19 protein-coding genes are annotated in these 22,499 nt (G+C 69.3%); 2 read left to right on the top strand and 17 right to left on the bottom strand.

The features are described 5' to 3' along the window. Window positions 1-39 precede the first annotated feature (39 nt). Together QE449_RS13520 and QE449_RS13525 are read right to left on the bottom strand one after the other, a co-directional pair. The gene (locus QE449_RS13520; protein WP_197027843.1) at window positions 40-555 is read right to left on the bottom strand and encodes a hypothetical protein; all 516 of its coding nucleotides are present in this window, start codon (window positions 553-555) and stop codon (window positions 40-42) included. A 48-nt stretch (window positions 556-603) separates the two neighbouring features. Then, complete coding sequence (locus QE449_RS13525; RefSeq protein ID WP_027506863.1) at window positions 604-2,028, bottom strand: wax ester/triacylglycerol synthase family O-acyltransferase; 1,425 nt, start codon at window positions 2,026-2,028, stop codon at window positions 604-606. A 253-nt stretch (window positions 2,029-2,281) separates the two neighbouring features. Here QE449_RS13525 and QE449_RS13530 point away from each other — a divergent pair, with 253 nt between their 5' ends. Continuing rightward, entirely contained in the window at window positions 2,282-2,833 is a 552-nt protein-coding gene (locus tag QE449_RS13530) for an Rv3235 family protein (protein WP_307108953.1), read from the top strand. A gap of 30 nt (window positions 2,834-2,863) precedes the next feature. Here QE449_RS13530 and secA read toward each other — a convergent pair whose 3' ends face one another. The 14 genes from secA to QE449_RS13600 all read right to left on the bottom strand — a co-directional run bounded on the left by secA (window position 2,864) and on the right by QE449_RS13600 (window position 21,613). Beyond that, window positions 2,864-5,776: a preprotein translocase subunit SecA gene (secA, locus tag QE449_RS13535; RefSeq protein ID WP_307108954.1), complete on the bottom strand. Its 2,913-nt coding sequence runs from the start codon at window positions 5,774-5,776 to the stop codon at window positions 2,864-2,866. A gap of 219 nt (window positions 5,777-5,995) precedes the next feature. Continuing rightward, on the bottom strand, window positions 5,996-6,583 hold the full coding sequence (hpf, locus tag QE449_RS13540; protein WP_027506865.1) for a ribosome hibernation-promoting factor, HPF/YfiA family: 588 nt from the start codon (window positions 6,581-6,583) through the stop codon (window positions 5,996-5,998). 446 nt (window positions 6,584-7,029) lie between these two features. Continuing rightward, entirely contained in the window at window positions 7,030-7,698 is a 669-nt protein-coding gene (locus QE449_RS13545; protein WP_307108955.1) for a ComF family protein, read from the bottom strand. A 42-nt stretch (window positions 7,699-7,740) separates the two neighbouring features. Beyond that, the gene (gene lpqB / locus QE449_RS13550) at window positions 7,741-9,525 is read right to left on the bottom strand and encodes an MtrAB system accessory lipoprotein LpqB (RefSeq protein WP_373428298.1); all 1,785 of its coding nucleotides are present in this window, start codon (window positions 9,523-9,525) and stop codon (window positions 7,741-7,743) included. Continuing rightward, window positions 9,522-11,207, bottom strand: a complete 1,686-nt coding sequence (mtrB, locus tag QE449_RS13555) for an MtrAB system histidine kinase MtrB (protein WP_307108956.1) — start codon at window positions 11,205-11,207, stop codon at window positions 9,522-9,524. Before mtrB ends, lpqB begins: the two co-directional genes overlap by 4 nt. 28 nt (window positions 11,208-11,235) lie before the next feature. Next, window positions 11,236-11,913 (bottom strand): MtrAB system response regulator MtrA, encoded by a 678-nt coding sequence (gene mtrA / locus QE449_RS13560; RefSeq protein WP_027506869.1) that lies wholly within the window; start codon window positions 11,911-11,913, stop codon window positions 11,236-11,238. A gap of 5 nt (window positions 11,914-11,918) precedes the next feature. Beyond that, window positions 11,919-12,602, bottom strand: a complete 684-nt coding sequence (locus QE449_RS13565; RefSeq protein ID WP_307108957.1) for a dTMP kinase — start codon at window positions 12,600-12,602, stop codon at window positions 11,919-11,921. 40 nt (window positions 12,603-12,642) lie between these two features. Then, window positions 12,643-14,154, bottom strand: a complete 1,512-nt coding sequence (ahcY, locus tag QE449_RS13570; RefSeq protein ID WP_037186733.1) for an adenosylhomocysteinase — start codon at window positions 14,152-14,154, stop codon at window positions 12,643-12,645. 114 nt (window positions 14,155-14,268) lie between these two features. Further along, window positions 14,269-15,429 carry an alkane 1-monooxygenase gene (locus QE449_RS13575; protein WP_307108958.1) on the bottom strand — a complete coding sequence of 387 codons (1,161 nt, stop codon included), beginning with the start codon at window positions 15,427-15,429 and terminating at the stop codon, window positions 14,269-14,271. Window positions 15,430-15,584: 155 nt separating this feature from the next. Beyond that, on the bottom strand, window positions 15,585-17,012 hold the full coding sequence (locus QE449_RS13580) for an amino acid permease (protein WP_307109726.1): 1,428 nt from the start codon (window positions 17,010-17,012) through the stop codon (window positions 15,585-15,587). Window positions 17,013-17,190: 178 nt separating this feature from the next. Beyond that, a complete protein-coding gene (manA, locus tag QE449_RS13585) occupies window positions 17,191-18,438 on the bottom strand; it encodes a mannose-6-phosphate isomerase, class I (RefSeq protein WP_307108959.1) in 1,248 nt (415 codons plus the stop codon). 49 nt (window positions 18,439-18,487) lie between these two features. Next, window positions 18,488-19,642 carry a tobH protein gene (locus QE449_RS13590; RefSeq protein WP_307108960.1) on the bottom strand — a complete coding sequence of 385 codons (1,155 nt, stop codon included), beginning with the start codon at window positions 19,640-19,642 and terminating at the stop codon, window positions 18,488-18,490. 56 nt (window positions 19,643-19,698) lie between these two features. Next, complete coding sequence (locus QE449_RS13595; protein ID WP_056448043.1) at window positions 19,699-21,069, bottom strand: phosphomannomutase/phosphoglucomutase; 1,371 nt, start codon at window positions 21,067-21,069, stop codon at window positions 19,699-19,701. A 136-nt stretch (window positions 21,070-21,205) separates the two neighbouring features. Further along, window positions 21,206-21,613, bottom strand: coding sequence for a DUF3499 domain-containing protein (locus QE449_RS13600; protein WP_200933827.1), 408 nt, complete (start codon window positions 21,611-21,613; stop codon window positions 21,206-21,208). A 167-nt stretch (window positions 21,614-21,780) separates the two neighbouring features. Between QE449_RS13600 and QE449_RS13605 the strand changes: the two genes are divergently transcribed. Beyond that, window positions 21,781-22,203 (top strand): metallopeptidase family protein, encoded by a 423-nt coding sequence (locus tag QE449_RS13605; RefSeq protein ID WP_051613606.1) that lies wholly within the window; start codon window positions 21,781-21,783, stop codon window positions 22,201-22,203. Window positions 22,204-22,253: 50 nt separating this feature from the next. Here the strand turns inward: QE449_RS13605 and QE449_RS13610 are convergent, their stop codons facing one another. Beyond that, window positions 22,254-22,484: a WhiB family transcriptional regulator gene (locus QE449_RS13610; protein WP_197027846.1), complete on the bottom strand. Its 231-nt coding sequence runs from the start codon at window positions 22,482-22,484 to the stop codon at window positions 22,254-22,256. Window positions 22,485-22,499 lie beyond the last annotated feature (15 nt).

The raw sequence follows: 22,499 nt of genomic DNA on the forward strand, positions 1-22,499 counted from the left end.
CGGTGTCAGAGCAGTTCCGGTGTCAGAGCAGTTCCGGTGTCAGAGCAGTTCCAGGAGAAACGGTATCTCCTGCGGTGCGTACCAGGCGAGTTCATGATCCTCGACGTCGCCCAGCACGAACTCGGCGTCAGGATCCCCCAGGTCGGCCGCGTCCACCGCGGCGACAGCGGCGCTCACGGCGGACTCGGCCGCCGCGAGATCGACGTGGACCGCCGCCACCTCCGTCAGGGAGAGCGGCGCCGGCAGGCGGACCACGGCGTCGTCGAGATCGGGACGCAGGGTCACCGGATCGACGTCGGCGGCGATGACGACGCGGCGGAAGCTCGGAGTGGCGTCGGCGACCTCGTCGGCGTCCCCGTCATCGTCTGAGTCGAGTTCCGGCTCACCGCCGATCAGGCGCAGCGACGCCCGCGCGGCCTCCCGCAGCGCGACGTCGGCCAACTCGTCGTCGTCACCGGAGACGTACGCCTCCCGCAACGTCGGCGTCACGGCGAAGGCCGTCCGACTGATCGGCGAGAACTCACCCTCGTCCACCAGTGTCTGCAACATCCGCATGGTCGCCGGAACGAACACCCTCACCTGCGCCTCATTCCCTCACCGTCGTCAGCGGACGTTCTTGTCGTCGCGCGCCGCGTCGACCAGTTCCTCGAGTGCCTCGTGCAGCAACGTGGTGATCACGTCGATGTCCGGCATCGCTGCCCGGTCCGCGTTCACACCGTAGTAGACGTTGCCGTCGTACGACGTCAGGCCGATGCTGAGCGCCTGATTGCGCACGAGCGGCGGCACCGGATACATCTCGAGCATGCGTGCACCGCCCGCGTAGAGCGGGAACTGGGGGCCGGGGGCGTTGGTGACGATGATGTTGAACATGCGCTGCGACAGGCTCGACCCGACGCGCGCACCCATCGCGTGCAGCGTGGCCGGCGCGAACCCGGACAGCGTGATGAGGGTCGACGCCGTCACACCGCGACTCTGTCCCAGGTGAGCCTCCGTCGCGTGCGACACGTGGGACAACCGCACCACGGCGTTCGGTTCGCCCACGGGCAGATCGATGAGGAAGGACTCGACCTCGTTGGGCGGCACGTCGCCCTCGTCGCCCGTCCCCGTGGCGGCCGCGTGCACCGACAGGGGCACCATCGCGCGCACCGTCGTGTACGGGCCGATGGGCTCACCGCGCGAGAGCAACCAGTTCCGCAGAGCACCGGACACGACCGTCAGCACGACGTCGTTGACCGTCCCCCCGAACTTCGACCGCACCATCCGGTAGTCGTCGAGATCGGTCTTGGCCACCGAGTACCGGCGGTTGCGGGAGATGGTCGTGTTCAGTGGACTCGTCGGTGCCGTCTGCGCCGCGGTGCGGACCACCGCCGCGAACTTGCCCACGGCGCGTACCGCCTCGCCGGCGGCGCGGGTGACGTCACCGACGGCTCCGCGCACCGCCTCCACGCCCTCCCCCGGCCGCGACACCATCTCGGCGAGCGCCCCGGCGACCAGCGCCTTCTCCGACGGTTCCCGCGCGGGCATCCACAGCTCCTCGGCCATCGGAGTCGGAGCCTTGGTGGCGTCCAGGATGACCTGACTGATCTCGAGCGCCTTGTCGCCGTCCACGATCGACGAGTGCGACTTGGTGAAGATCGCGAACCGGTTCCGTGCCAGACCCTCGACCAGGTACATCTCCCACAGCGGACGCGTGCGATCGAGAGGGCGTGAGGTGAGTCGCGCGACCAGGTCGTGCAGCTGTTCGGTGGATCCCGGCTTGGGCAGCGCGGAACGCCGGATGTGGTACGTGATGTCGAAGTCGCGGTCGTCGACCCACACGGGGCGAGCCAGGCCGAAGGCCACCTCGCGCACCTTCTGGCGATAGCGCGGAACGAGAGCGAGCCGGCTCTCGACGAGGGTGAGCAGTTCGTCGTAACTGAAGCCCCCGCGCGGGAGCCGGAAGATGGCGAGCGACCCCACGTGCATGGGAGTCGTACTGGCCTCCAGGAAGTAGAAGGACGCGTCCTGAGTGGTGAGTCTGGTGGCCAACGCGCGAATCCCCTCGGTCGAGTGTGACGGGTCCCAGTCTCGCACGACAGATGAGACCGACCACGCTCACGATCGTCCTGGTGGTCCGCGCCGTGTCGGTTCCCCGTCGTCCTCGTCGGAATTCACCGACCCTGACGGGCTGCGGTGTGACGACGCCCCGCGTCTGCCTCGACGGGCCGGAACCGCGTCCGTGCGTGCGACACTCGCCGCACACCGGCCGTGGCCGCACAGGTACGAGCATGGAGGGGAACGCATGACATCGGAGGTCGTTCACGTGGCGCGGTTGCCGAGATCCGAGCCACCCGAGGTCGGCTCGACTCCCACGCGTGCACGCCCGACGACCCGGTCCGCGGGCCGAGCGCTCTCGTCGCCGCGCCCCGGCCCGCACTCGGGACGATCGACCTCGCGACCGACCCGGCCCGTCGTCGGACCGTCGGAGGCCGACGCGCGCACCGCCGCCGCGGCGCGGCACGTCGCCGATCGCGTCCTGCGTCTGACACTCGAGGTGGTGGACCGCCGCCGACCCGCGGCGTCCCTGCGCGCGGTGCTGTCACCGGCCATGGTCGGAATGGCGACGGCCCTGTCGACGGCGGCCGTGCCGGGCCGAACACTCGGTGTCGCCGTCGTCCGGACCGTGCACGTGCGCGCCGCCGGTCCGGTGCCCGACGGCGCCGGGCACGGCGACGTCGAGGTCTTCGGCACCTACTCGCGTGGTGACCGCGTGTTCGCCGTCGCGGCACGACTGACGGCACGGCGCAACACCACCGGTCCGGCCTGGGTGCTCACGAGCCTGCGCCTGTCCTGAGGCGGCGGTCGCCGCCTCCGGACGAGCAGATCACTTGCGCCGCTTGGCCTTCGGTGCGCGCTTGACCGGCTTGACCCCGGCCCGAGCCGCCTCGCGGCGCTCGCGTCGAGTGCCGGAGCTCGACTCGCCCGTCGGCGACCCCGACCCGGCGCGGCGGACCGAGGTGCCGCCCGTCTCGTCGGGACCGGAGTACGTAAGGCGACCGGTCGACTCGTCGTCCAGCCCCTTGGCGCGCAGCGCGGCAGGTGCGGCGGGCCGCGGTTCGGGCGCCGGTTCCGCAGTGGGTTCGGGTCGACGCTGCGCCGGCGCCGCGGGGGCGGCCTGCGCTGCGGGGGCGGCCTGCGCTGCCGGCGCCGGTCGGGCTGCGACGGGCGACTGCAGTCCCGCGCCCACCTGCAGGCCCGCGGAGGCCGCGGGACTCGGCGCCGCCGCCTCGACCTGCAGGTTGAAGAGGAACCCGACGGACTCCTCCTTCAACCCGTCGAGCATGCCGGTGAACATGTCGTAGCCCTCGCGCTGGTACTCGACGAGGGGATCGCGCTGCGCCATCGCGCGCAGACCGATGCCCTCCTTGAGGTAGTCCATCTCGTAGAGGTGCTCACGCCACTTGCGGTCGAGCACGGACAGCAGCACCCGTCGTTCGAGCTCGCGCATACCGCCCTCGCCCGCGATCTCGTTGATCTCCGCCTCACGCGTGGCGTAGGCCGCGCGGGCGTCCTCGAGCAGCGCCTCGCGCAGGTCGTCCCGCGACAGGTCGCCCTTCTCGCCGAACTCGTTCTCCGCTGCGAGGTCGGTGTGCTGCACGCCCACCGGGTAGAGCGTCTTCAGCGCGGTCCACAGCTGTTCGAGGTCCCAGTCCTCGACGTAGCCCTCCGAGGTGGCGCCGTCGACGTACGCGGTGACCACGTCGGTGATCATCTGCTCGACCTGGCCCTCCATGTCCTCTCCGCGGAGGATGCGGCGACGCTCCTCGTAGATGACGGTGCGCTGCTGGTTCATCACCTCGTCGTACTTGAGGACGTTCTTGCGGATCTCGAAGTTCTGCTGCTCGACCTGCGTCTGCGCGCTCTTGATGGCCTTGGAGACCATCTTGGCCTCGATCGGGACGTCGTCCGGGAGGTTGAGTCGCGTCATGATCGACTCGAGAGCGGCACCGTTGAATCGGCGCATCAGCTCGTCGCCGAGCGACAGGTAGAACCGGCTCTCCCCCGGGTCGCCCTGACGACCCGAGCGTCCTCGCAACTGGTTGTCGATACGGCGTGAGTCGTGCCGCTCGGTACCGAGGACGTAGAGACCGCCCGCGTCGCGGACCTTGTCCGCGTCCTCGCGGACCTGGTCCTTGACCTTCTCCAGCGTGGGCTCCCACGCCGCCTCGTACTCCTCCGGCGACTCGACGGGATCGAGCCCCTGCCCGCGCAGCGCGAGGTCCGCGATGATGTCCGGGTTGCCGCCGAGCACCACGTCGGTTCCTCGACCCGCCATGTTGGTGGCCACCGTCACCGCGCCGGACCGGCCGGCCTCGGCGATGATGGTCGCCTCCTGCTCGTGGAACTTGGCGTTGAGCACGTTGTGCGCGACACCGCGCTTGGTGAACTGCTTGGACAGGTACTCCGAGCGCTCGACACTGGTGGTACCGATCAGAACCGGCTGACCCTTCTCGTGCCGCTCGACGACGTCGTCGACGACGGCACTGAACTTGGCTTCCTCGCTCTTGTAGATGAGGTCGCCGTTGTCCACACGCACCATCGGGCGGTTGGTGGGAATGGGGATGACACCGAGCGAGTACGTCTGGTGCAGCTCGGCCGCCTCGGTCTCGGCGGTACCGGTCATGCCGGAGAGCTTGTCGTACAGACGGAAGTAGTTCTGCAGCGTGATCGTGGCGAGGGTCTGGTTCTCGGCCTTGATCTCCACCTTCTCCTTGGCCTCGATGGCCTGGTGCATGCCCTCGTTGTAGCGGCGCCCCACCAGGATGCGGCCGGTGAACTCGTCGACGATGATGACGTCGCCGTCTCGGACGATGTAGTCCTTGTCGCGCTGGTAGAGCTCCTTCGCCTTGATGGCGTTGTTCAGGTAGCTCACCAGCGGCGAGTTGGCGGCCTCGTACAGGTTGTCGATGCCCAGCTGGTCCTCGACGAACTCGACGCCCGCCTCGTGCACACCCACCGTGCGCTTCTTGATGTCCACCTCGTAGTGGACGTCCTTCTTCATCATGGGGGCGATGCGGGCGAACTCCGGGTACCACTTCGACGACGCGTCCGCGGGGCCCGAGATGATCAGCGGGGTACGGGCCTCGTCGATGAGGATCGAGTCCACCTCGTCCACCACGGCGAAGTTGTGTCCGCGCTGGACCAGGTCGTCCAGCGAGTGCGTCATGTTGTCGCGGAGGTAGTCGAAACCGAACTCGTTGTTGGTGCCGTACGTGATGTCGGCCGCGTAGGCGGCGCGCCGCTCGGCGGGCGTCATGCCCGAGAGGATCACGTCCACGCTCAGTCCGAGGAAGCGGTGAACGCGGCCCATCCACTCCGAGTCACGCTTGGCCAGGTAGTCGTTGACCGTGACGACGTGGACGCCGTCACCGGACAGCGCGTTCAGGTACGCCGGGAGGACGCAGGTGAGGGTCTTGCCCTCACCGGTCTTCATCTCGGCGACGTTGCCGAAGTGCAGCGCGGCGCCGCCCATGACCTGGACGTCGAAGTGGCGCTGGGACAGCACCCGCTTGGACGCCTCGCGGGCGACCGCGAACGCCTCGGGCAGCAGTTCGTCGAGGCTCTCGCCGTCCTGGTGCCGCTTCGTGAACTCGTCTGTCTTCGCACGCAGTTCGGCGTCCGTCAGGGACTCGACGTCCGGCGACAGGGACGACACGTGGTCGGCGATGTGCTTCAGCCGCTTGACCATGCGACCTTCACCGACACGGAGCAACTTGGACAACGACAACGTCGGCACGGGCTATTCGTCCTCAATATCGGGTACGTGGGGCGTGAACCGAGCCCGTCCACACGGGGGGGCGCAGTTCGATGCGAAGAGACCTCGTCGGTCTCCCGGCGGAACCATCGTAGGCGTCGAGCCTGACAGCGCGCTGTGAGGCACACCGGATGTTCCGCGCACGACACCGGGCGCCCGCCGGAGCGGACGCCCGATGTGGTCGGCGCGGCGGTGCGAGCGTCAGGACAGACGCAGCAGTCCGTAGTCGAACGCGTGGCGGCGATAGACGACCGACGGCCGGTCGGACTCCTTGTCGTGGAACAGGAAGAAGTCGTGGCCCACGAGCTCCATCTCGTACAGGGCGTCGTCGACGGTCATCGGCACGGCCGGGTGTTCCTTGACGCGCACCACGGTGCCCGGGCCCTCGGTGGCGTGGTCGTCGACGGCGGGCGCCTCCTCGACGGGGGCAGTGACGGCCTCCTCGACGAGCGCGGCGGTCGCCTCGGCCACCGACACGGGCCGCTTCTCCCCGTAGTGGACCTTGCGGCGGTCCTTCGTCCGTCGGAGTCGGCTCTCGAGCTTGGTGGTCGCCGACTCGAGGGCGGCGTAGAAACTGTCCGCGCAGGCCTCGGCACGCGCGACGGGGCCCTTGCCCCGCACGGTGATCTCGACTCGCTGGCAACTCTTGGACTGACGACGGTTGCGTTCGTGGAACAGCTCGACGTCGAACAGATGGATGGTGGGATCGAAGCGCTCGAGGCGAGCGAGCTTCTCGGAGACGTACAGGCGGAAGTGGTCGGGTATCTCGACGTTGCGACCCTTGACCACGACCTCGGCGGCGGGTTCGGCGCTCGAGCTGTCGTCGGCCGGGACGGCACTGGGTGCATCGTCGAAGTAGACGGAATCCGCAGTGGAGTCGGTCGAGTCGAGGGCGGTGGAGTCGTTCTGCTCCGGACCATGGGCGTGAGCTTCGCGGGGATGCGCGTGCACCCGGTGGGTGCTCGTGTGTGCAGTCGTCACTGGTGACGTTGTCGTCATACGTACCTCCCGATAGAGGCCGCGCCGAGATCGCTTCTGGCGCAGCGGAAGAACGGTGACACCGGAGCGCGGACCGCCCGGCGCCTTCGGTGGTGAGGCATCACCTCCAGACCCGGTAGCGAGGATCGATCGTGGCCCTGACCGTAGTCGCTCCCCGGGTGGTCTGCCACTGTTCACGGGATATTCACGGGACCTTTTCAGGCTCCCTTTCCGGCACCGGGACAGGCACTGCGACGTCAGCGCACGGCGGCGAGAACGAGCACCGCGTCGACACCGACACCGGACCGTCGCAGTGCCGCCACCGACTCCGCGGCGGTGGTTCCGGTGGTCACCACGTCGTCGACGAGCAGCACCGGTCCGCGACCGATCGCGGCGATGCCCCCACTCCGGACACGGACCCGCCCCCGCAGGTTGTCCGCACGCTCGTCGGCGGTGAGACCGACGGAGTCACGCACCTGCGCGTCCACCCGCAGCACCGACACGACGCGCACGTCCTCCGGTGCGAGCACCCGCGCGACACGGCGGCAGGTACGCAGGATCGGATCACCACCGCGCGCCCGTGCCGCGCGGCGTCGGGACGGGGCCGGGACCAGCACGAGGGGCGACAGCTCGGGTGGATCGATCTCCCCGGCGTCGCGCAGGCGCGTCACGGCGGCGGCGAGGGCGACCCCGAGCGGTGCCGCGAGATCCCGCCGACCGCGTTCCTTCATCGCCAGGATCGACGCACGGTGCGGGCCGGCGTACGGGCCGAGCGCCCAGCACGGCACCCCGGGATCGACACGCGGCCGCACCGACCCCGGCGCGGCGTCGAGCGCGCCGGCGCAGGCGGGGCACCACGAGGCGTCGACACGGGCGCAGCCGCCGCACTCGCGGGGCAGGATGAGGTCCAGCAGGGTCGTCGGCACCGGGACACTGTGTCGCGGGGCTCCGACAGAGTTCGCCGCTCGTCAGCCCGGCAGGACGGGCACGGACTTCGTGCCGGTCAGGCCGGGCACCTCGCGCCAGTAGCGGTCACTCGCCGGGTCGCTGTCGTCGATCTGGAACACGGCGCGCGAATCGGCCACGTAGGTGCTCGACGCTGAGGCGTCGACGGACACGACGGGAGCGGTGAGGTTGCGGCTGGGCAGCCCGTCGAGACGTGAGCCGTCGACGGCCACCTGCACGATCGGGATGTCGGTCGCCGCTCGGGCCACGACCACCGTGTCGCCGGTGCTCCAGTCCAGGGACAGCGCCGCGCTCGCCAGACCGTTGGCCACCGCCTCGGGCTCGCGGAGTGCGTAGGTGCCGTCGGCGCGCCGCACCACCACCGCCACGTAGACGGCGCCGTCCACGATGAGAGCCGCTCGCACCCCGTCGCGGGAGAGCCGCAGTTCGGTGATCTGGCCGCCGAGCTCGGCGATGTCGGCGGAATCGACGTCCACCACCGACACCTGTCCGGTGGCCGGGTCGCGGACGGCGCGCTTGACCACGGTGCCGTCCACGACGGCCCACACGGCGTCGCGGTCGGGACCCCAGGTGGGCCGGGTGATCGAGCCACCCTCCGCGACCGGGAAGGCGTTGCCGCCGTAGGAGCCGATGAGCAGCGCGTCGGGCGGCTGCGGCGCCGCACGACCGGTGTCCGACACGGCCGCCACGAGCGTTCCGTCGCTGGACAACGAGATGGACCGCATGTTGTTGACGGTGCCGAAGTAGCCGGGAACCGGTGTCACGCCGTCGGTTCCGATGCGGACGAGCCCGCCGTTGCGCAGTGCGTGCAGGCCCACGTCGGCACCCGTCACCGCCAACGGATCGAATTCTGCGACCTCGGCGGTGGTCCAGCCGTCCGGATAGTTCGGGTCCAACGGCGCGCCGTCCGAAAGCAGGACGTAGGGACCCGACACCTCGGCCTCGGCCAGTGTCCAGATGATCTGCGCGGCAAGTAGTTCGCGGGTCGCGCGGTCCAGCGCACCGGCGCCCCGGAAGTCGATGCGGACACCGCCGAGACCGATGCCGACGGCCGAGGTACGCCCGTCGGCTTTCGTGATGGGACCGGCCGTGGTGACACCGTTGAACACGTTGCGCACCGCCGGCTCCAGCGACAGTCGCGGACCCGCCTGCAGCAGTGCTGTCAGGGTCTCTGTCATCCGGTCCTGCGTGGTGTTCACCCAACGCTGATCGGGCACCAGTTCGGTGCCGGTGGGATCGACGAAGTACAGCGACTTGCGCTGGTAAGAGGTGAGGAACTGGGTGCGGTCCATGACGACTCCGGACGGCAGCTCGTCGATCCGCCACTCGCCGTCCTCGCGGTCCAGCGTCACCTGGGTCTCGAACGATCCCTGCTCGGCGCGGTACTGCCCACCCTGATCGAGCTGCCCCACCCGGTTGGCTCGGATCGTGTACTGCGCGGCGTCACTCGACCGAGAGTCCTCGAGGACGTCCACCTTGTCCACGACGATCGCGCTGGCGCCGTCGTTCCACTCCGAGGCGGCGTTCGCCGTCAGGAACTGACGTGCACCCGCGTGGTCGTCCGCCGGATCGGTGCTGGCCTTGACGAAGTCGCGGACGAGAAGATTGGGTTCACGACCCGCGGCGGGAACGGGGAGTTCCTGCTCGACGGGCCCGCGCGCGACGGTGCCGATGGCCTGCGGCGCAGACGACGCGGGCAACGACGCGCATCCGGACGCGACGAGCGCGAGCGCGGCCACGCACGCCACGAGGGCGGCTCGTCGCCGCGGCACGGTGCGGTCTCTCACGGTCGCTGCTCCCCCGCTGCGGCGCCGACACTCGTCGGGCGCGCCGCCGGAAGCGGCTGTCCCTGTGCGTACCTGCGGCCCGCGGGTCGCAGCGGCAGGGGGCTGGACACGACCTTGCGACCACGCACGCGCGGCAGCGTGAAGCGGAACCAGGCGCCCTGGCCCGGTTCGCCCCAGGCCTCGAGCTTGCCGTCGTGCAGGCGGGCGTCCTCGAGACTGATGGCGAGCCCCAGGCCCGTACCGCCCGAACGTCGGACGCGGGACGGATCCGACCGCCAGAAGCGGTTGAACACGAGCTTCTCCTCACCGGGGCGCAGTCCCACACCCTGGTCCCGCACGACGAAGGCGGCGGCGTCGTCGTCCGCGCGCAGGCGCAGCAGGACGGGCTTGCCCTCCCCGTGGTCGAGAGCGTTCGCCAACAGGTTGCGCAGCACGCGTTCGACACGGCGCGGGTCCACCTCGGCGTTGACCGGCTCGTCGGGCATGTCGACGATCAGCTCGGTGCCCGTCTCGCGGGCGAGGTGCCGCACGGTGGACACCGCGGCGCGGGCGCACATACGGAGATCGAGTTGCTCGGACGCCAGTTCGGCGACGCCCGCGTCGTGGCGGGAGATCTCGAGCAGATCGTTGAGCAGTGTCTCGAAACGGTCCAGCTCGGCGACCAGCAACTCGGACGAGCGCTTGAGCAGCGGATCGAGACTCTCGCTGGCGTCGTGGATGAGCTCGGCGGCCATGCGGACGGTGGTGAGCGGCGTCCGCAGCTCGTGCGAGACGTCGGACGTGAACTGGCGCTGCAGGTTTCCGAACTCCTCGAGCTGGGTGATCTGCTTCGACAGGCTCTCGGCCATCTCGTTGAACGACATGGCGAGCCGGGCGATGTCGTCCTCGCCGCGCACCGGCATACGTTCCTTGAGCCGGCCGTCCGCGAAGCGCACCGCGATGCGCGACGCCGATCTGATGGGGACCACCACCTGCCGGGCGACCAGCATCGAGATGGCCGCGAGCAGCACCAGCAGGACCGCACCGCCGATGAGCAGGGTTCCGCGCACGAGGGCGAGGCTGCGGTCCTCTCCCGCGAGGGGGAACACCAGGTACAGCTCGAGGGTGGAGAGGTCCGACGCGGTGGGACTGCCGACGATGAGGGCCGGACCCGAGTAGCCGTCCGGTTCCGACACGGTCGCGTACTGGTAGCTCACCTGGCCGGCCTGGACGAACGAGCGCAACGTCTGCGGGATCTGGTCGGCGGGACCGGTGAACAGCTCGTCGCGGGCTCCGTCGCCGGGGACGATGAGCACGGGGTCGAACGTGCCGGCGGACGTGCTGTCCGCGCCGCTCTCGGTGTCCCGGCTCGTCAGACCGGACCGAGCGAGCTCCAGACGGTTCGAGATCGACGTCGAGTCGTCGCCCGCCAACTGGCTCTCGACGGACGCACGCGCGCGATCGAGCTCCTTCGTGGCGGCGTCGATCTTGGTGTCGAGAAGTCGATCCGTGATCTGACTCGTGAGCACGACGCCGAGGATCGTGATCACGATGAGGGAGAGCGTCAGCGTCGACACGACGACGCGCAACTGCAGCGACCGACGCCACGCGTGACCGGCGGCAGCCCACATGGACCGGGACCATCGCACCAGAGGCGAGAAGGTTCCGTTGATGCGTCGACGGGAGCGGGACGTGAAGATCACCGACCGTCCCGCAGTCGATCGGCTCCGATCACGGCGGGCCGGCCTTGTACCCGACACCGCGCACGGTGAGAACCACCTCGGGGTTCTCCGGATCCGTCTCCACCTTGGCGCGCAGTCGCTGGACGTGCACGTTCACGAGGCGGGTGTCGGCGGCGTGCCGGTATCCCCACACCTGTTCGAGCAGCACCTCGCGGGTGAAGACCTGACGAGGCTTGCGGGCCAGCGCCACCAACAGGTCGAACTCGAGCGGCGTCAGCGAGATGAGCGAGCCGTCGCGGGTGACCTTGTGCGCCGGAACATCGATGACGACGTCGCCGATCGACAGGAGCTCGGCCGGCTCCTCCTCGGTGCGTCGCAAGCGCGCGCGGACGCGGGCCACGAGCTCCTTCGGCTTGAAGGGCTTCATGATGTAGTCGTCGGCGCCGGACTCGAGTCCCAGCACGACGTCGACCGTGTCGGTCTTGGCGGTGAGCATCACGATCGGCACACCGGAGTCCGCCCGCAGCACGCGGCAGACGTCGATGCCGTTCATACCGGGGAGCATCAGGTCGAGCAGCACCAGATCCGGTCGGTTCTCCCGGACGGCGGACAGCGCCTGGGTGCCGTCTCCCACCACGAACGGCTCGAATCCCTCACCGCGCAACACGATGGTGAGCATCTCGGCAAGAGCCGTATCGTCGTCGACGACCAGAATTCGTGGCTTCATGACGACTATCGTGTCATCCCGTCGTACTTCGCAGTCTGATTGAGAAGTTCGGCGGCGAGTCTCGTCACGTCGACCTGCTCACCGTCCGCCTGCGCGCCGTCCACGACGAACCACGGCGACATCCACGACGAGGCCGCGAGTCCCGCGTAGACCGCCGCGGTACGGGCCTGGAGACCACCGTCGCGCTCGTACGCGTCGCGGGCCCGCGACGGATCCTCCTGCTCCCGACCACGCGCGCGATGCTTCGCGACCTCGACCGGAACGTCGAGGAGAATCTGGGCGGAGGGACGCGGCAGGACGAGGCGATCGAACTCGAGCGCGCGCACCCACTCGACCATCGCACCGTCCGCGTCCTGGTGGACCCGCGCGGCAGAGTACGCCGCGTTGGACGCGACGTAGCGATCGAGCAGAACCACGTCGTGCCGGTGCAGCATCCGACGGAGGTCGGACACCGCACCGGCACGATCGAGGGCGAACAGCACTGCCATCGAGTTCACCCCGGCGGCGAGATCGCCGTGCTCACCGGCCAGCGCCTCGGCGGCCAGGTCGGCGTGGATCGACTCCCCGTAGCGGGGGAAGCCGACGCGGACGGCGTCCACGCCGGCGGCCTCCCACGCGTGCGTGAGGCGGGACGAGAGCGTGAACTTGCCTGCTCCGTCGACGCCCTCGATCGCGATGAGAGTGCCCATCGACTCCACTCCTGCCTGTCGAGTCCTACGGGACCGAGTGTCAGTACCGGTAGTGCTCGGGCTTGTACGGGCCCTCGACGTCGACACCGATGTACTCGGCCTGCTCCTTGCTGAGCTTGGTCAGCGTGCCACCGAGAGCCTCGACGTGGATCTTGGCGACCTTCTCGTCGAGGTGCTTCGGCAGGCGGTAGACCTCGTTGTCGTACTCGTCCGGCTTGGTCCACAGCTCGATCTGCGCGATGACCTGGTTGGAGAAGCTGTTGCTCATGACGAACGACGGGTGACCGGTGGCGTTGCCGAGGTTCAGCAGACGACCCTCCGAGAGGACGACGATCGACTTGCCGCTGGAGAAGATCCACTGATCGACCTGCGGCTTGATGTTGATGCGTGTCGAACCGGACCGCTCGAGACCGGCCATGTCGATCTCGTTGTCGAAGTGGCCGATGTTGCCGAGGATGGCCTTGTCCTTCATCGACCGCATGTGGTCGAGCGTGATGATGTCCTTGTTGCCCGTCGCGGTGATGACGATGTCGGCCTTGCCGATCGCCTCGTCCACCGTGACGACGTCGAACCCGTCCATGAGCGCCTGGAGCGCGTTGATCGGGTCGACCTCGGTGACCTGGACGCGCGCGCCCTGACCGGCCAGCGACTCGGCGCTGCCCTTGCCCACGTCGCCGTAGCCGCAGATCAGGACCTTCTTGCCACCGATCAGCACGTCGGTGCCGCGGTTGATGCCGTCGATCAGCGAGTGGCGGGTGCCGTAGGTGTTGTCGAACTTGCTCTTGGTGACCGAGTCGTTGACGTTGATCGCCGGGAAGGTCAGCTCGCCGGCCGCGGCGAACTGGTACAGGCGCAGCACGCCGGTGGTGGTCTCCTCGGTGACACCCTTGACCGACTCGGCGATGCTCGTCCACTTGGTGGCGTCCTGCGCGAGCGACTCGCGGAGCAGTCCGAGGAAGACCTTGTACTCGTCGGAGTCGCGATCCTCGTCGACGGGCGGCACGACGCCGGCCTTCTCGAACTGCGCACCGCGCAGCACCAGCATCGTGGCGTCTCCGCCGTCGTCGAGGATCATGTTGGCGTGGCGGGGAGTGCCGTCCTCGGCGACCGGCCAGGTCAGCATCTTCTCGGCGGCCCACCAGTACTCGGCCAGCGATTCGCCCTTCCAGGCGAACACCGGGATTCCCTGCGGATCCTCGGGCGTGCCGTGGGGTCCGACGACGATCGCGGCGGCGGCGTGGTCCTGGGTGGAGAAGATGTTGCACGATGCCCACCGCACCTCGGCTCCGAGCGAGACCAGCGTCTCGATCAGGACGGCGGTCTGGACCGTCATGTGCAGCGACCCGGAGATCCGTGCACCCTTCAGCGGCTGCACGTCGGCGTACTCGCGACGCAGGGACATGAGGCCGGGCATCTCGTGCTCCGCGAGGCCGATCTCCTTGCGGCCGTACTCAGCCAGCGAGAGATCCGCGACCTTGAACTCGATGCCACCGCGGATGTCCGCCTGCAGCGCCTCGGTGCTCGAAATGTCGGGGGATGTCGATGTCGTCATTGTGTGATGCCACTCCTGTCGGCTGATGATCGGCTTCCAGGCTATCGGCTCACGGCTGCCCGCGGGTGGGTCGGGGCCACGACGTGTCCGGTTCCGTCGTCTCGCGCCGACGGGTCAGGCGGCGGCGGCGCGTTCGGGAACGGTCGCCCAGCGCCGTTCCAGTCGAGCGCGGGCGCTCGGCTGCAGGTTCGCGCGGGTGACGTCGCCGTCGTAGTGCGCGACGACCCTGTGGTCCATCACGCGACGCCACAGGGGCGGGACGGCCGCGAGGACGACCATCGTCGCGTAGCCGGCCGGCAGTTGCGGCGCCTCGTCGAAGGTGCGCAACGTCTGGAACCGGCGGCCCGGGTTCGCATGATGGTCGCTGTGCCGCTGCAGGTGGTACAGGAAGATATTGGTGACGATCCGATCGCTGTTCCAGCTGTGCCGCGGCGCGCACCGCTCGTACCGGCCCGTGGGTGTCCGTCCCCGGAGCAGCCCGTAGTGCTCGATGTAGTTGACGGACTCGAGGGTCATCACGCCGACCACCGCCTGGAGCACGAGGAACGGCAGGATGCCGACGCCGAAGACGGCGACCAGGACACCGAAGAGTGCAGCGGACATCGCCCACGCGTTGAGCACGTTGTTGCGGATCGTCCACACGCCGCTGCCCTTGCGCTCGAGACGCTGCTTCTCCAGCTCCCAGGAGGACACGAGGCCGCCGCTGACACTGCGGGACAGGAACCGGTAGAGGGACTCGCCCATGCGCGCGCTGGCCGGGTCGGCGGGCGTCGCGACACGCGCATGGTGTCCGCGGTTGTGTTCGACGTGGAAGTGGCCGTACAGGCTCTGCGCCAGAGCGATCTTGGCCAGCCAGCGCTCGCTGCTCTCCACCCGATGACCGAGCTCGTGCGCCGCGTTGATCCCGATGCCGGCGACGAGACCGACACTGACCGCGTACCCGATCTTGTCGACGGCGGACAGGGTGCCGAAGGTGACGAGGTAGCACGCGACACCGAGCCCCGCGTACTGCACCGGAAGGAACAGGAACGTGCACCACCGATAGAAACGGTCGTGCTGCAGGTCCTGCACCTGCGCGTCGGACGGATTGTTGCCGTCCTCCCCCGCCAGCGCGTCGACCACGGGGATGACCAGGAAGAACAGCATCGCGCCGCTCCACCAGAAGGCCGACACCCCCGTGTGCAGAACCAGTTGGGACGGCAGCAGTGCCGAGGCGGGCGCCAGCATCCCCAGTAGCCAGAGCAGCTTCTTCGGGTCGTGCCACCGCCGCGCCATACGTCAACTCCTCGACATCGAGTGGACTCCGTGGCGGACTCGTGCCCACCGCAGAAACAAACTTCCGGTCTCGAATTCGAGTGTAGAGCAAGTAGCGCGACGGTCCGACGATCCGAATGGTGAGATCGGTCCGTTATCGGCGCGAAATATGGTGACTAGTGGGTGTCGTCCGCATGCTGCCGGGCTCCGAGCACCGAGTGGCGGCGGCTGTAGCCGAAGTACACCACGACTCCGAGCGCCATCCAGACGACGAACCGCAGCCACGTCTCCACCGACAGGTTCAGCATCAGCCACACGCAGGCCAGCACGGCGAGGATCGGCACCAGCGGAACCAGGGGGACGCGGAAGCCGCGCTTCAGGTCGGGGCGGGTTCGACGCAGGACGACGACACCGATGGAGACCAGGGCGAAGGCGAACAGGGTGCCGATGTTGACCATCTCCTCGAGCGTCCCGATGGGGAAGAACGCCGCGAGAAGGCCGACCACGATGCCGACGAGCACGGTGATGCGCACCGGGGTGCCGCGGCTCCCCGTCTTCGCGAGACGGCGCGGCATCAGACCGTCGCGCGACATCGCGAAGAGCACGCGCGACTGTCCCAGCATGAGCACCATGACCACGGTCGTGAGTCCGGCCAGCGCACCGAAGGAGATCACCTTCGACGCCCAGGTGATGCCGTTCAGTTCGAAGGCCGTGGCCAGGGTCGCGCCCTCGCCACCGAGTTCGGTGTACTTCACCATTCCGGTCAGCACCAGGGTGACCGCGACGTACAGGATCGTGACGATCAGGAGCGAGCCCAGGATTCCGCGCGGCAGGGCCTTCTGCGGATCGGACGCCTCCTCGGCCGTGGTGGCCACCACGTCGAAGCCGATGAACGCGAAGAACACGAGACTCGCGGCGGCCAGGAGTCCGTACCAGCCGAAGTTGCTGCCCTCGGCGCCGGTGACGAAGGAGAACAGCGACTGGGTGAGGCCCGACTCCTTCTCGGCGGGGACGGCGGGCGGGATGTAGGGCGAGTAGTTCGCCGCCTTGATGTAGAACGCTCCGACCACGACGATGAGCAGCACGACGCCCACCTTGATCGCGGTGATGACGAGCGAGACGCGCGAGGAGATCTTCACGCCCGTCGCGAGCAGGACGGTGAGCACCGCGACGATGACCAGGGCACCCCAGTCGACGTCGAGTCCGCCGATGGACACCACGGGCGACGACGTCCCGAGCACCTCACCGAGGTACAGGGACCAGCCCTTCGCCACGACGGCCGACGCGAGGGCGAACTCCAGGATCAGGTCCCAGCCGATGATCCACGCGACGAACTCGCCGAAAGTGGCGTACGAGAACGTGTACGCGCTGCCGGCGACCGGCACCGTCGAGGCGAACTCGGCGTAGCAGAGCGCGGCGAGTCCGCACGCGATCGCGGCGAACACGAAGGCGAGCGAGACGGACGGGCCCGCGACGTTCCCCGCGGTGCGCGCCGTCAGGGTGAAGATGCCCGCACCCACGGCGACCGCGACACCGAAGACGGTGAGATCCCACGATGACAGGCTCTTGCGAAGTTTCGTGTCCGGCTCGTCCGTGTCGCGCATCGACTGCTCGATGGACTTCGTTCTGCGCAGACCGGTGTTGCGCGAACCGGGTGCGTCCTTGCCGTCGATGGTCACCGTCGAAACTCCTCACGTCCTCCGGGCGGCCGTCGACCGCCCGAGGTCATCGTCACACGAACAGTGAACTAGGCGGGACGTATCCGCCAGCGTGTCGGGGCCGTCAGATCCCGCCGACGCCCGCCACGAACACGCGAGCCGAGTCGGTGAGAGCGCACAGCTGCGGGTCCGGATCGGACGCGGCGATCCAGACGGCACTTCCCCGCTCCACGACCAGGGTGGACTCATCCGAGGAGACCTGTACCCGACCGTCGACACACAGGACGATGCGCGGCGCGGCGTCACCGTCGTGCGCGAGCGTCCACGGCTCACCGTCGCTGGACGCCGCGGACAATTCGACACCGACGAGTGCGAACTCCGGTGCCGGCGTGGGATAGCGCACCACGTGCGGACGGCTGGTGTCGGCGACGAGGACCGGTGAGTCGAGCGGCTCGAAGTCGAGCACCCGCAACAGTTCCGGGACGTCGACGTGCTTGGGCGTGAGTCCCCCACGCAACACGTTGTCCGAGTTGGCCATGATCTCCACCGCAGTTCCGCGCAGGTACGCGTGGAGGTTTCCGGCGTCCAGGTACAGAGCTTCGCCCGGCTGCAGTGTGACCCGGTTGAGCAGCAACGCCGCGAGCACGCCCGCATCGCCGGGGTAGTACTCCCCCAATTCCAGTGCGGTGCGCAGTTCCGGCACGAAGGTGCGGTCCCCGGTCTGCTCGGCACGTTCGAGCGCGCGGACGCACGCGTCCAGAACGGCCGGCAGCACGGAGTCCAACGCCCGCTGCGGCAGAGTGATCCACGAGGTGAAGAGGGTGCGCAGGCCGCTCGAATCCGGTTGCGCGGCAAGCATCTCGGTGTAGGGACGCAGCTCGTCCGCATCGAGCCGACCGAACAGCTCCACCGTCTCGGCGGGACTGCGGAACCCGGCGAGCGCGTCGAACTCCGTCAGGGCGACCACGAGCTCGGGCTTGTGGCTGGCGTCCTTGTAGTTCCGGACGGAGGCGTCGAGGGGCACGCCCGCGGCGTTCTCCCGTCGGAAACCCTCGCGCGCCTGGTCCGAGGACGGGTGAGCCTGCAGCGACAGCGGCTCCTCGGCCGCCAGGAACTTCACGAGGAACGGCAGGCGCGGACCGTGCCGCTCCACCACACCGGTTCCGAGCAGTCCGGTCGGGTCGGAGTCGATGGCCTCGAGCAGCGAGACCCGACCGCGCGGCGTGACGAGATGCGCCGGGTCGCCCGGATGAGCACCGAACCACAACTCCGCCTCGGGATGCCGGGTGGGTGCGGGCACGCCGCGCAGTTCGGCGAGAGCCGTGCGCGAACCCCACGCGTAGGACCGTGCTGTTCCGTCGAGGAGATTCACCGACCACCACCTGCCGTCGTCATCGCTGCGAACCCGGACACGGCTGGGGTCACTCCCTGCCTCCCGAGGCCTGAGAATTCGAGAGTTGGAGATAGGCCGCCGCGGCCTCGATCCGCACCGCCAGGACGAGCGCCCTGCGCAGCGACGCCCCGACCGGCGTCGTGGGACCGGGCACCGCGGCGGGCGCGGGCGCCTCCAGATCCGTGCGGGGACCACCGTCGTCGTCGGCGCGCACCACGTCGACCTCACCCAGGACGGCCACCCGCCGGCGGACCAGACTGTCGTCGGGGTCGGTCGACACGGTGAACACCCGAACGGGATCGGCCGAGGGCGGACCGTCGAGTTGGTCGTCGTGGAACAGCGGGTCGTAGTCGACACTGCCGCTCTCGGCGGAGTCCCCACCGATCGCGCCGAGGTCGTGGATCACACCGACGGCATCGGAGAGTTCGGTGGCCGCCGCCACGACGCCCGCGGCCCGCAGCAGGGACGCGGCTCCGTGCCGGGCCACCTCGGTCGCCACCACGCCGTCACCGGTCATGAGGACCCGACGACCCGCCATCCGGGACGCCAGACCTTTCGCGGGATTCTGGAACACCTCGACGGACGCGTGGTGCCGCATGGCCTCCGCGTCCACCGCGTCGGCCACCGCGTCGAGGTCACCGACCGACGACGCCGGGTCCACCGCAGCGAGTACCGCGGCCATCACCGCGACGTGCCGGGCGTAGGAGTTGCGATCGAGGACACGGACTCGCGGCGGGAAGGACACCACCCGGCCGGCACCGGCGTCCGCGACAGGACCCTCGTCCGGTACGGCCACCACGACCTCGGCGCGCCGACGTACCCCGGCGGCGACGGACTCCGCGATGGCCGGATCGCCGGCGTCGTCGCCGGCCACGACCACGACGTCCAGGGGTCCGACCCACGGCGGGGTCGCGGGGAGCGAGACGACCGGCACGCCGGCGGTCGGAGCGAGGACCGCGGCGACCAGCGCCGACGCCCTCCGGGCGGGACCGGACGCGGCGACGAGCACGACACTGCGGGGACGCAGACCGTCCAGCGGCGCCAGCAGGCCCTCGCGGACGGCGGACGCGGTGGCGCGGATCTGTGCGCCGGCCAGCGCGGCGGAGTGCAGTGCGCCCAACGAGTCCGCAGCCAGTATCGCGCTCGCGTCGTCGAGATCGACGTACGCCGAAGGAGCAGTCATGGGCACCTCACCCGCCTCTCTCGTTCCGTATCCCCCACTATGTCAGTCCGCAACCGTCACGCGCGGACGATGCTCAGGATCTCCGTCGTCAGGCGGTCCACGTCCTCGGGGGTGCGTGCCTCGACATTGAGTCGGAGCAGGGGCTCGGTGTTGGAGGCGCGGAGGTTGAACCACGCGCTGTCACCGAGATCGACCGTCACACCGTCCAGTTCGTCGGTGGAGACGGTGCGATCGGCGAACGCCGCGACCACCGCGGCGGTGCGCTCACGAGCGTCGGCCACCGTCGAGTTGATCTCGCCCGATGCCGCGTACACCTCGTACTTGCGCATCAGGGCGGACAACGGCTCGTCCTGTGTCCCGAGCGCGGCGAGCACGTGCAGCGCTGCGAGCATGCCCGAATCAGCGCCCCAGAAGTCGCGGAAGTAGTAGTGCGCCGAGTGCTCGCCGCCGAACACCGCGCCGGTCTCGGCCATCAGTGCCTTGATGAACGAGTGGCCGACCCGGGTGCGCACGGCGGTACCGCCGAGCAGCTCCACCAACTCGGGCACCGACCGTGAGGTGATGAGGTTGTGGATGATGGTCGAGGAGGGGTGCTTGCCCAGCTCCCGCTCGGCCACCAGCGCGGTGATCGCGGACGGTGAGACGGGCTCGCCGCGTTCGTCCACCACGAAGCAGCGGTCCGCGTCGCCGTCGAACGCGAGGCCGATGTCCGCGCCCGTCTCGGTGACGAACTTCTGCAGATCGACGAGGTTCGCCGGCTCCAGCGGGTTCGCCTCGTGGTTGGGGAACGTGCCGTCGAGTTCGAAGTACAGGGGGTGCACGGTCACCGACGTCGGGTCCAGGACCGCGGGCACCGTGTGCCCGCCCATGCCGTTGCCGGCGTCCACCGCGACCGACAGCGGACGGATGTCGCTGATGTCCACGAGGTCGCGCACGAACGTGGCGTAGTCCGCGAGCACGTCCTGCTCGCTGATCGTGCCCGGCGCACCGTCGAACGTCGGGACGCCGTCGATGATCTCGGCCGAGATGGTGGCGAGTCCCGAGTCCTGGCCGACGGGCTTCGCGCCGGCCCGGCACAGCTTGATCCCGTTGTACTTCGCCGGGTTGTGGCTGGCGGTGAACATCGCACCGGGGCAGTCGAGCCGACCGGAGGCGAAGTAGAGCTGGTCGGTCGACGCGAGGCCGATGAGAACGACGTCGAGACCCTGTGAGGTCACCCCTCGCGCGAAGGCGGCCGACAGTGCGGGAGACGAGTCGCGCATGTCGTGCCCGACCACGACGCGCTGCGAGACGCCCTCGCCGCGTACGAGTCTCGCGAAGGCGGCCCCCACGTCGGCGACGAAGTCCTCATCGATCTGCTCTCCGACGACACCACGCACGTCGTACGCCTTGATGACGCTGTGAACCAGGTCAGCTGGTCGGGCCACTGCACACTCCTGCATCTGGGACGAACCGGACGGATCACGCACGACGACGAGTCGGCGAGACCATGCTGGGAGCCTAGTGCCCGGGGGCGACGCGCGAGCAGTCCTGCAGCCCGACGCCGCGCGCAGGAACAGTCGTTCAGCTGGTGGGGTCGGGAAGAACGCGCAGATGTCCGCGTCGACCCGTGCGTGTCGGCGCGGCGGCCGGTACGTCGGCGGAGGTGCGCGTGTCGAACGACGAACCACGTCGACCGAGGGACGGAGCGGGACGCTCACGCGCACCGGCCTCGCGGACGGCCTCGGCGAGTGCGGTCAGATCGTCGTCGTCGGGGCTGGACGTGGAGAACCCACCCTCGTAGCGCACCATCTCCCACCCCTTGGGGGCGGTGATCGACGAACCGTGCACCTCGCACAGATCCCAGGAATGGGGCTCGTCCACGGTGGCGAGAGGTCCGACGACGGCGGTCGAGTCGGAGTACACGTACGTCAACGTCGCGACGGCCGGTCTCTTGCATCCCGGTCGGCAGCATCCCCGCACAGCTCTCACAGGTCGAACCCTAGCGCGTGTCCTCCGGCGTGCCTCGCAGGACACGGTCGTAGCATGGGCGCGTGTCGTTCACCGGATCCTCTCAACCCCGCGGCCGCGCCGGCGGCCGTCCCGGACGGGAACATCGGGCGTCCAGCTCGCGGTCCGCGGCGCGGCGGGGTCGCGGAATGCGCGGCACCCTGTTCCCCGACACGGTGCCCGCACGCAGGTCTCGCGCCGAGAAGTTCGATGCGGCGGTGCTGGACGCGTTCGCCGAGATCGATCGCAAGTGGCACGACCGGCTGACGAAACTGGACATCGCCGTCGACGACGTGCCGAAGATCCGTGCGGTGGACCCGGAATCGGTGAACTGGCCACCCGAGGTCGTGGCCGAGGGCCCGGTGCCGTTGTCGAGACTCGTTCCGGCGGGAGTGGACACGCGCGGAGCGACGACGCGGGCTCGGATCGTGCTGTTCCGTCGGCCCCTCGAGCGGAGAGCTCACGACTCGCTGGAGCTGACGGACCTGGTGCACGACGTGTTGGTGGAGCAGGTGGCGACCTACCTGGGGGTCACGCCCGAGGTGGTCGACCCCGACACCGAGGACGACTGACACCCCGGCGCCTGCAGCGCGTCGTTCGGCGGCTGCGGTGACGCGACGCGTCAGATGATGCCGCGCTTGAGGCGGCGACGTTCGCGCTCGGACAGCCCACCCCAGATCCCGAACCGCTCGTCGTGCGCCAAGGCGTACTCGAGGCAGTCGTCCTTCACCTCGCACCCGAGGCAGATGCGCTTGGCCTCGCGCGTCGAGCCGCCCTTCTCCGGGAAGAATGCCTCGGGATCGGTCTGAGCGCACAGAGCGCGCTCCTGCCACTGATCCTCGAGCGGATCCATGTCGCCCGGCACCAG

The organism is Rhodococcus sp. SORGH_AS_0303, from assembly GCF_030819335.1.
Lineage (GTDB): Bacteria > Actinomycetota > Actinomycetes > Mycobacteriales > Mycobacteriaceae > Rhodococcoides.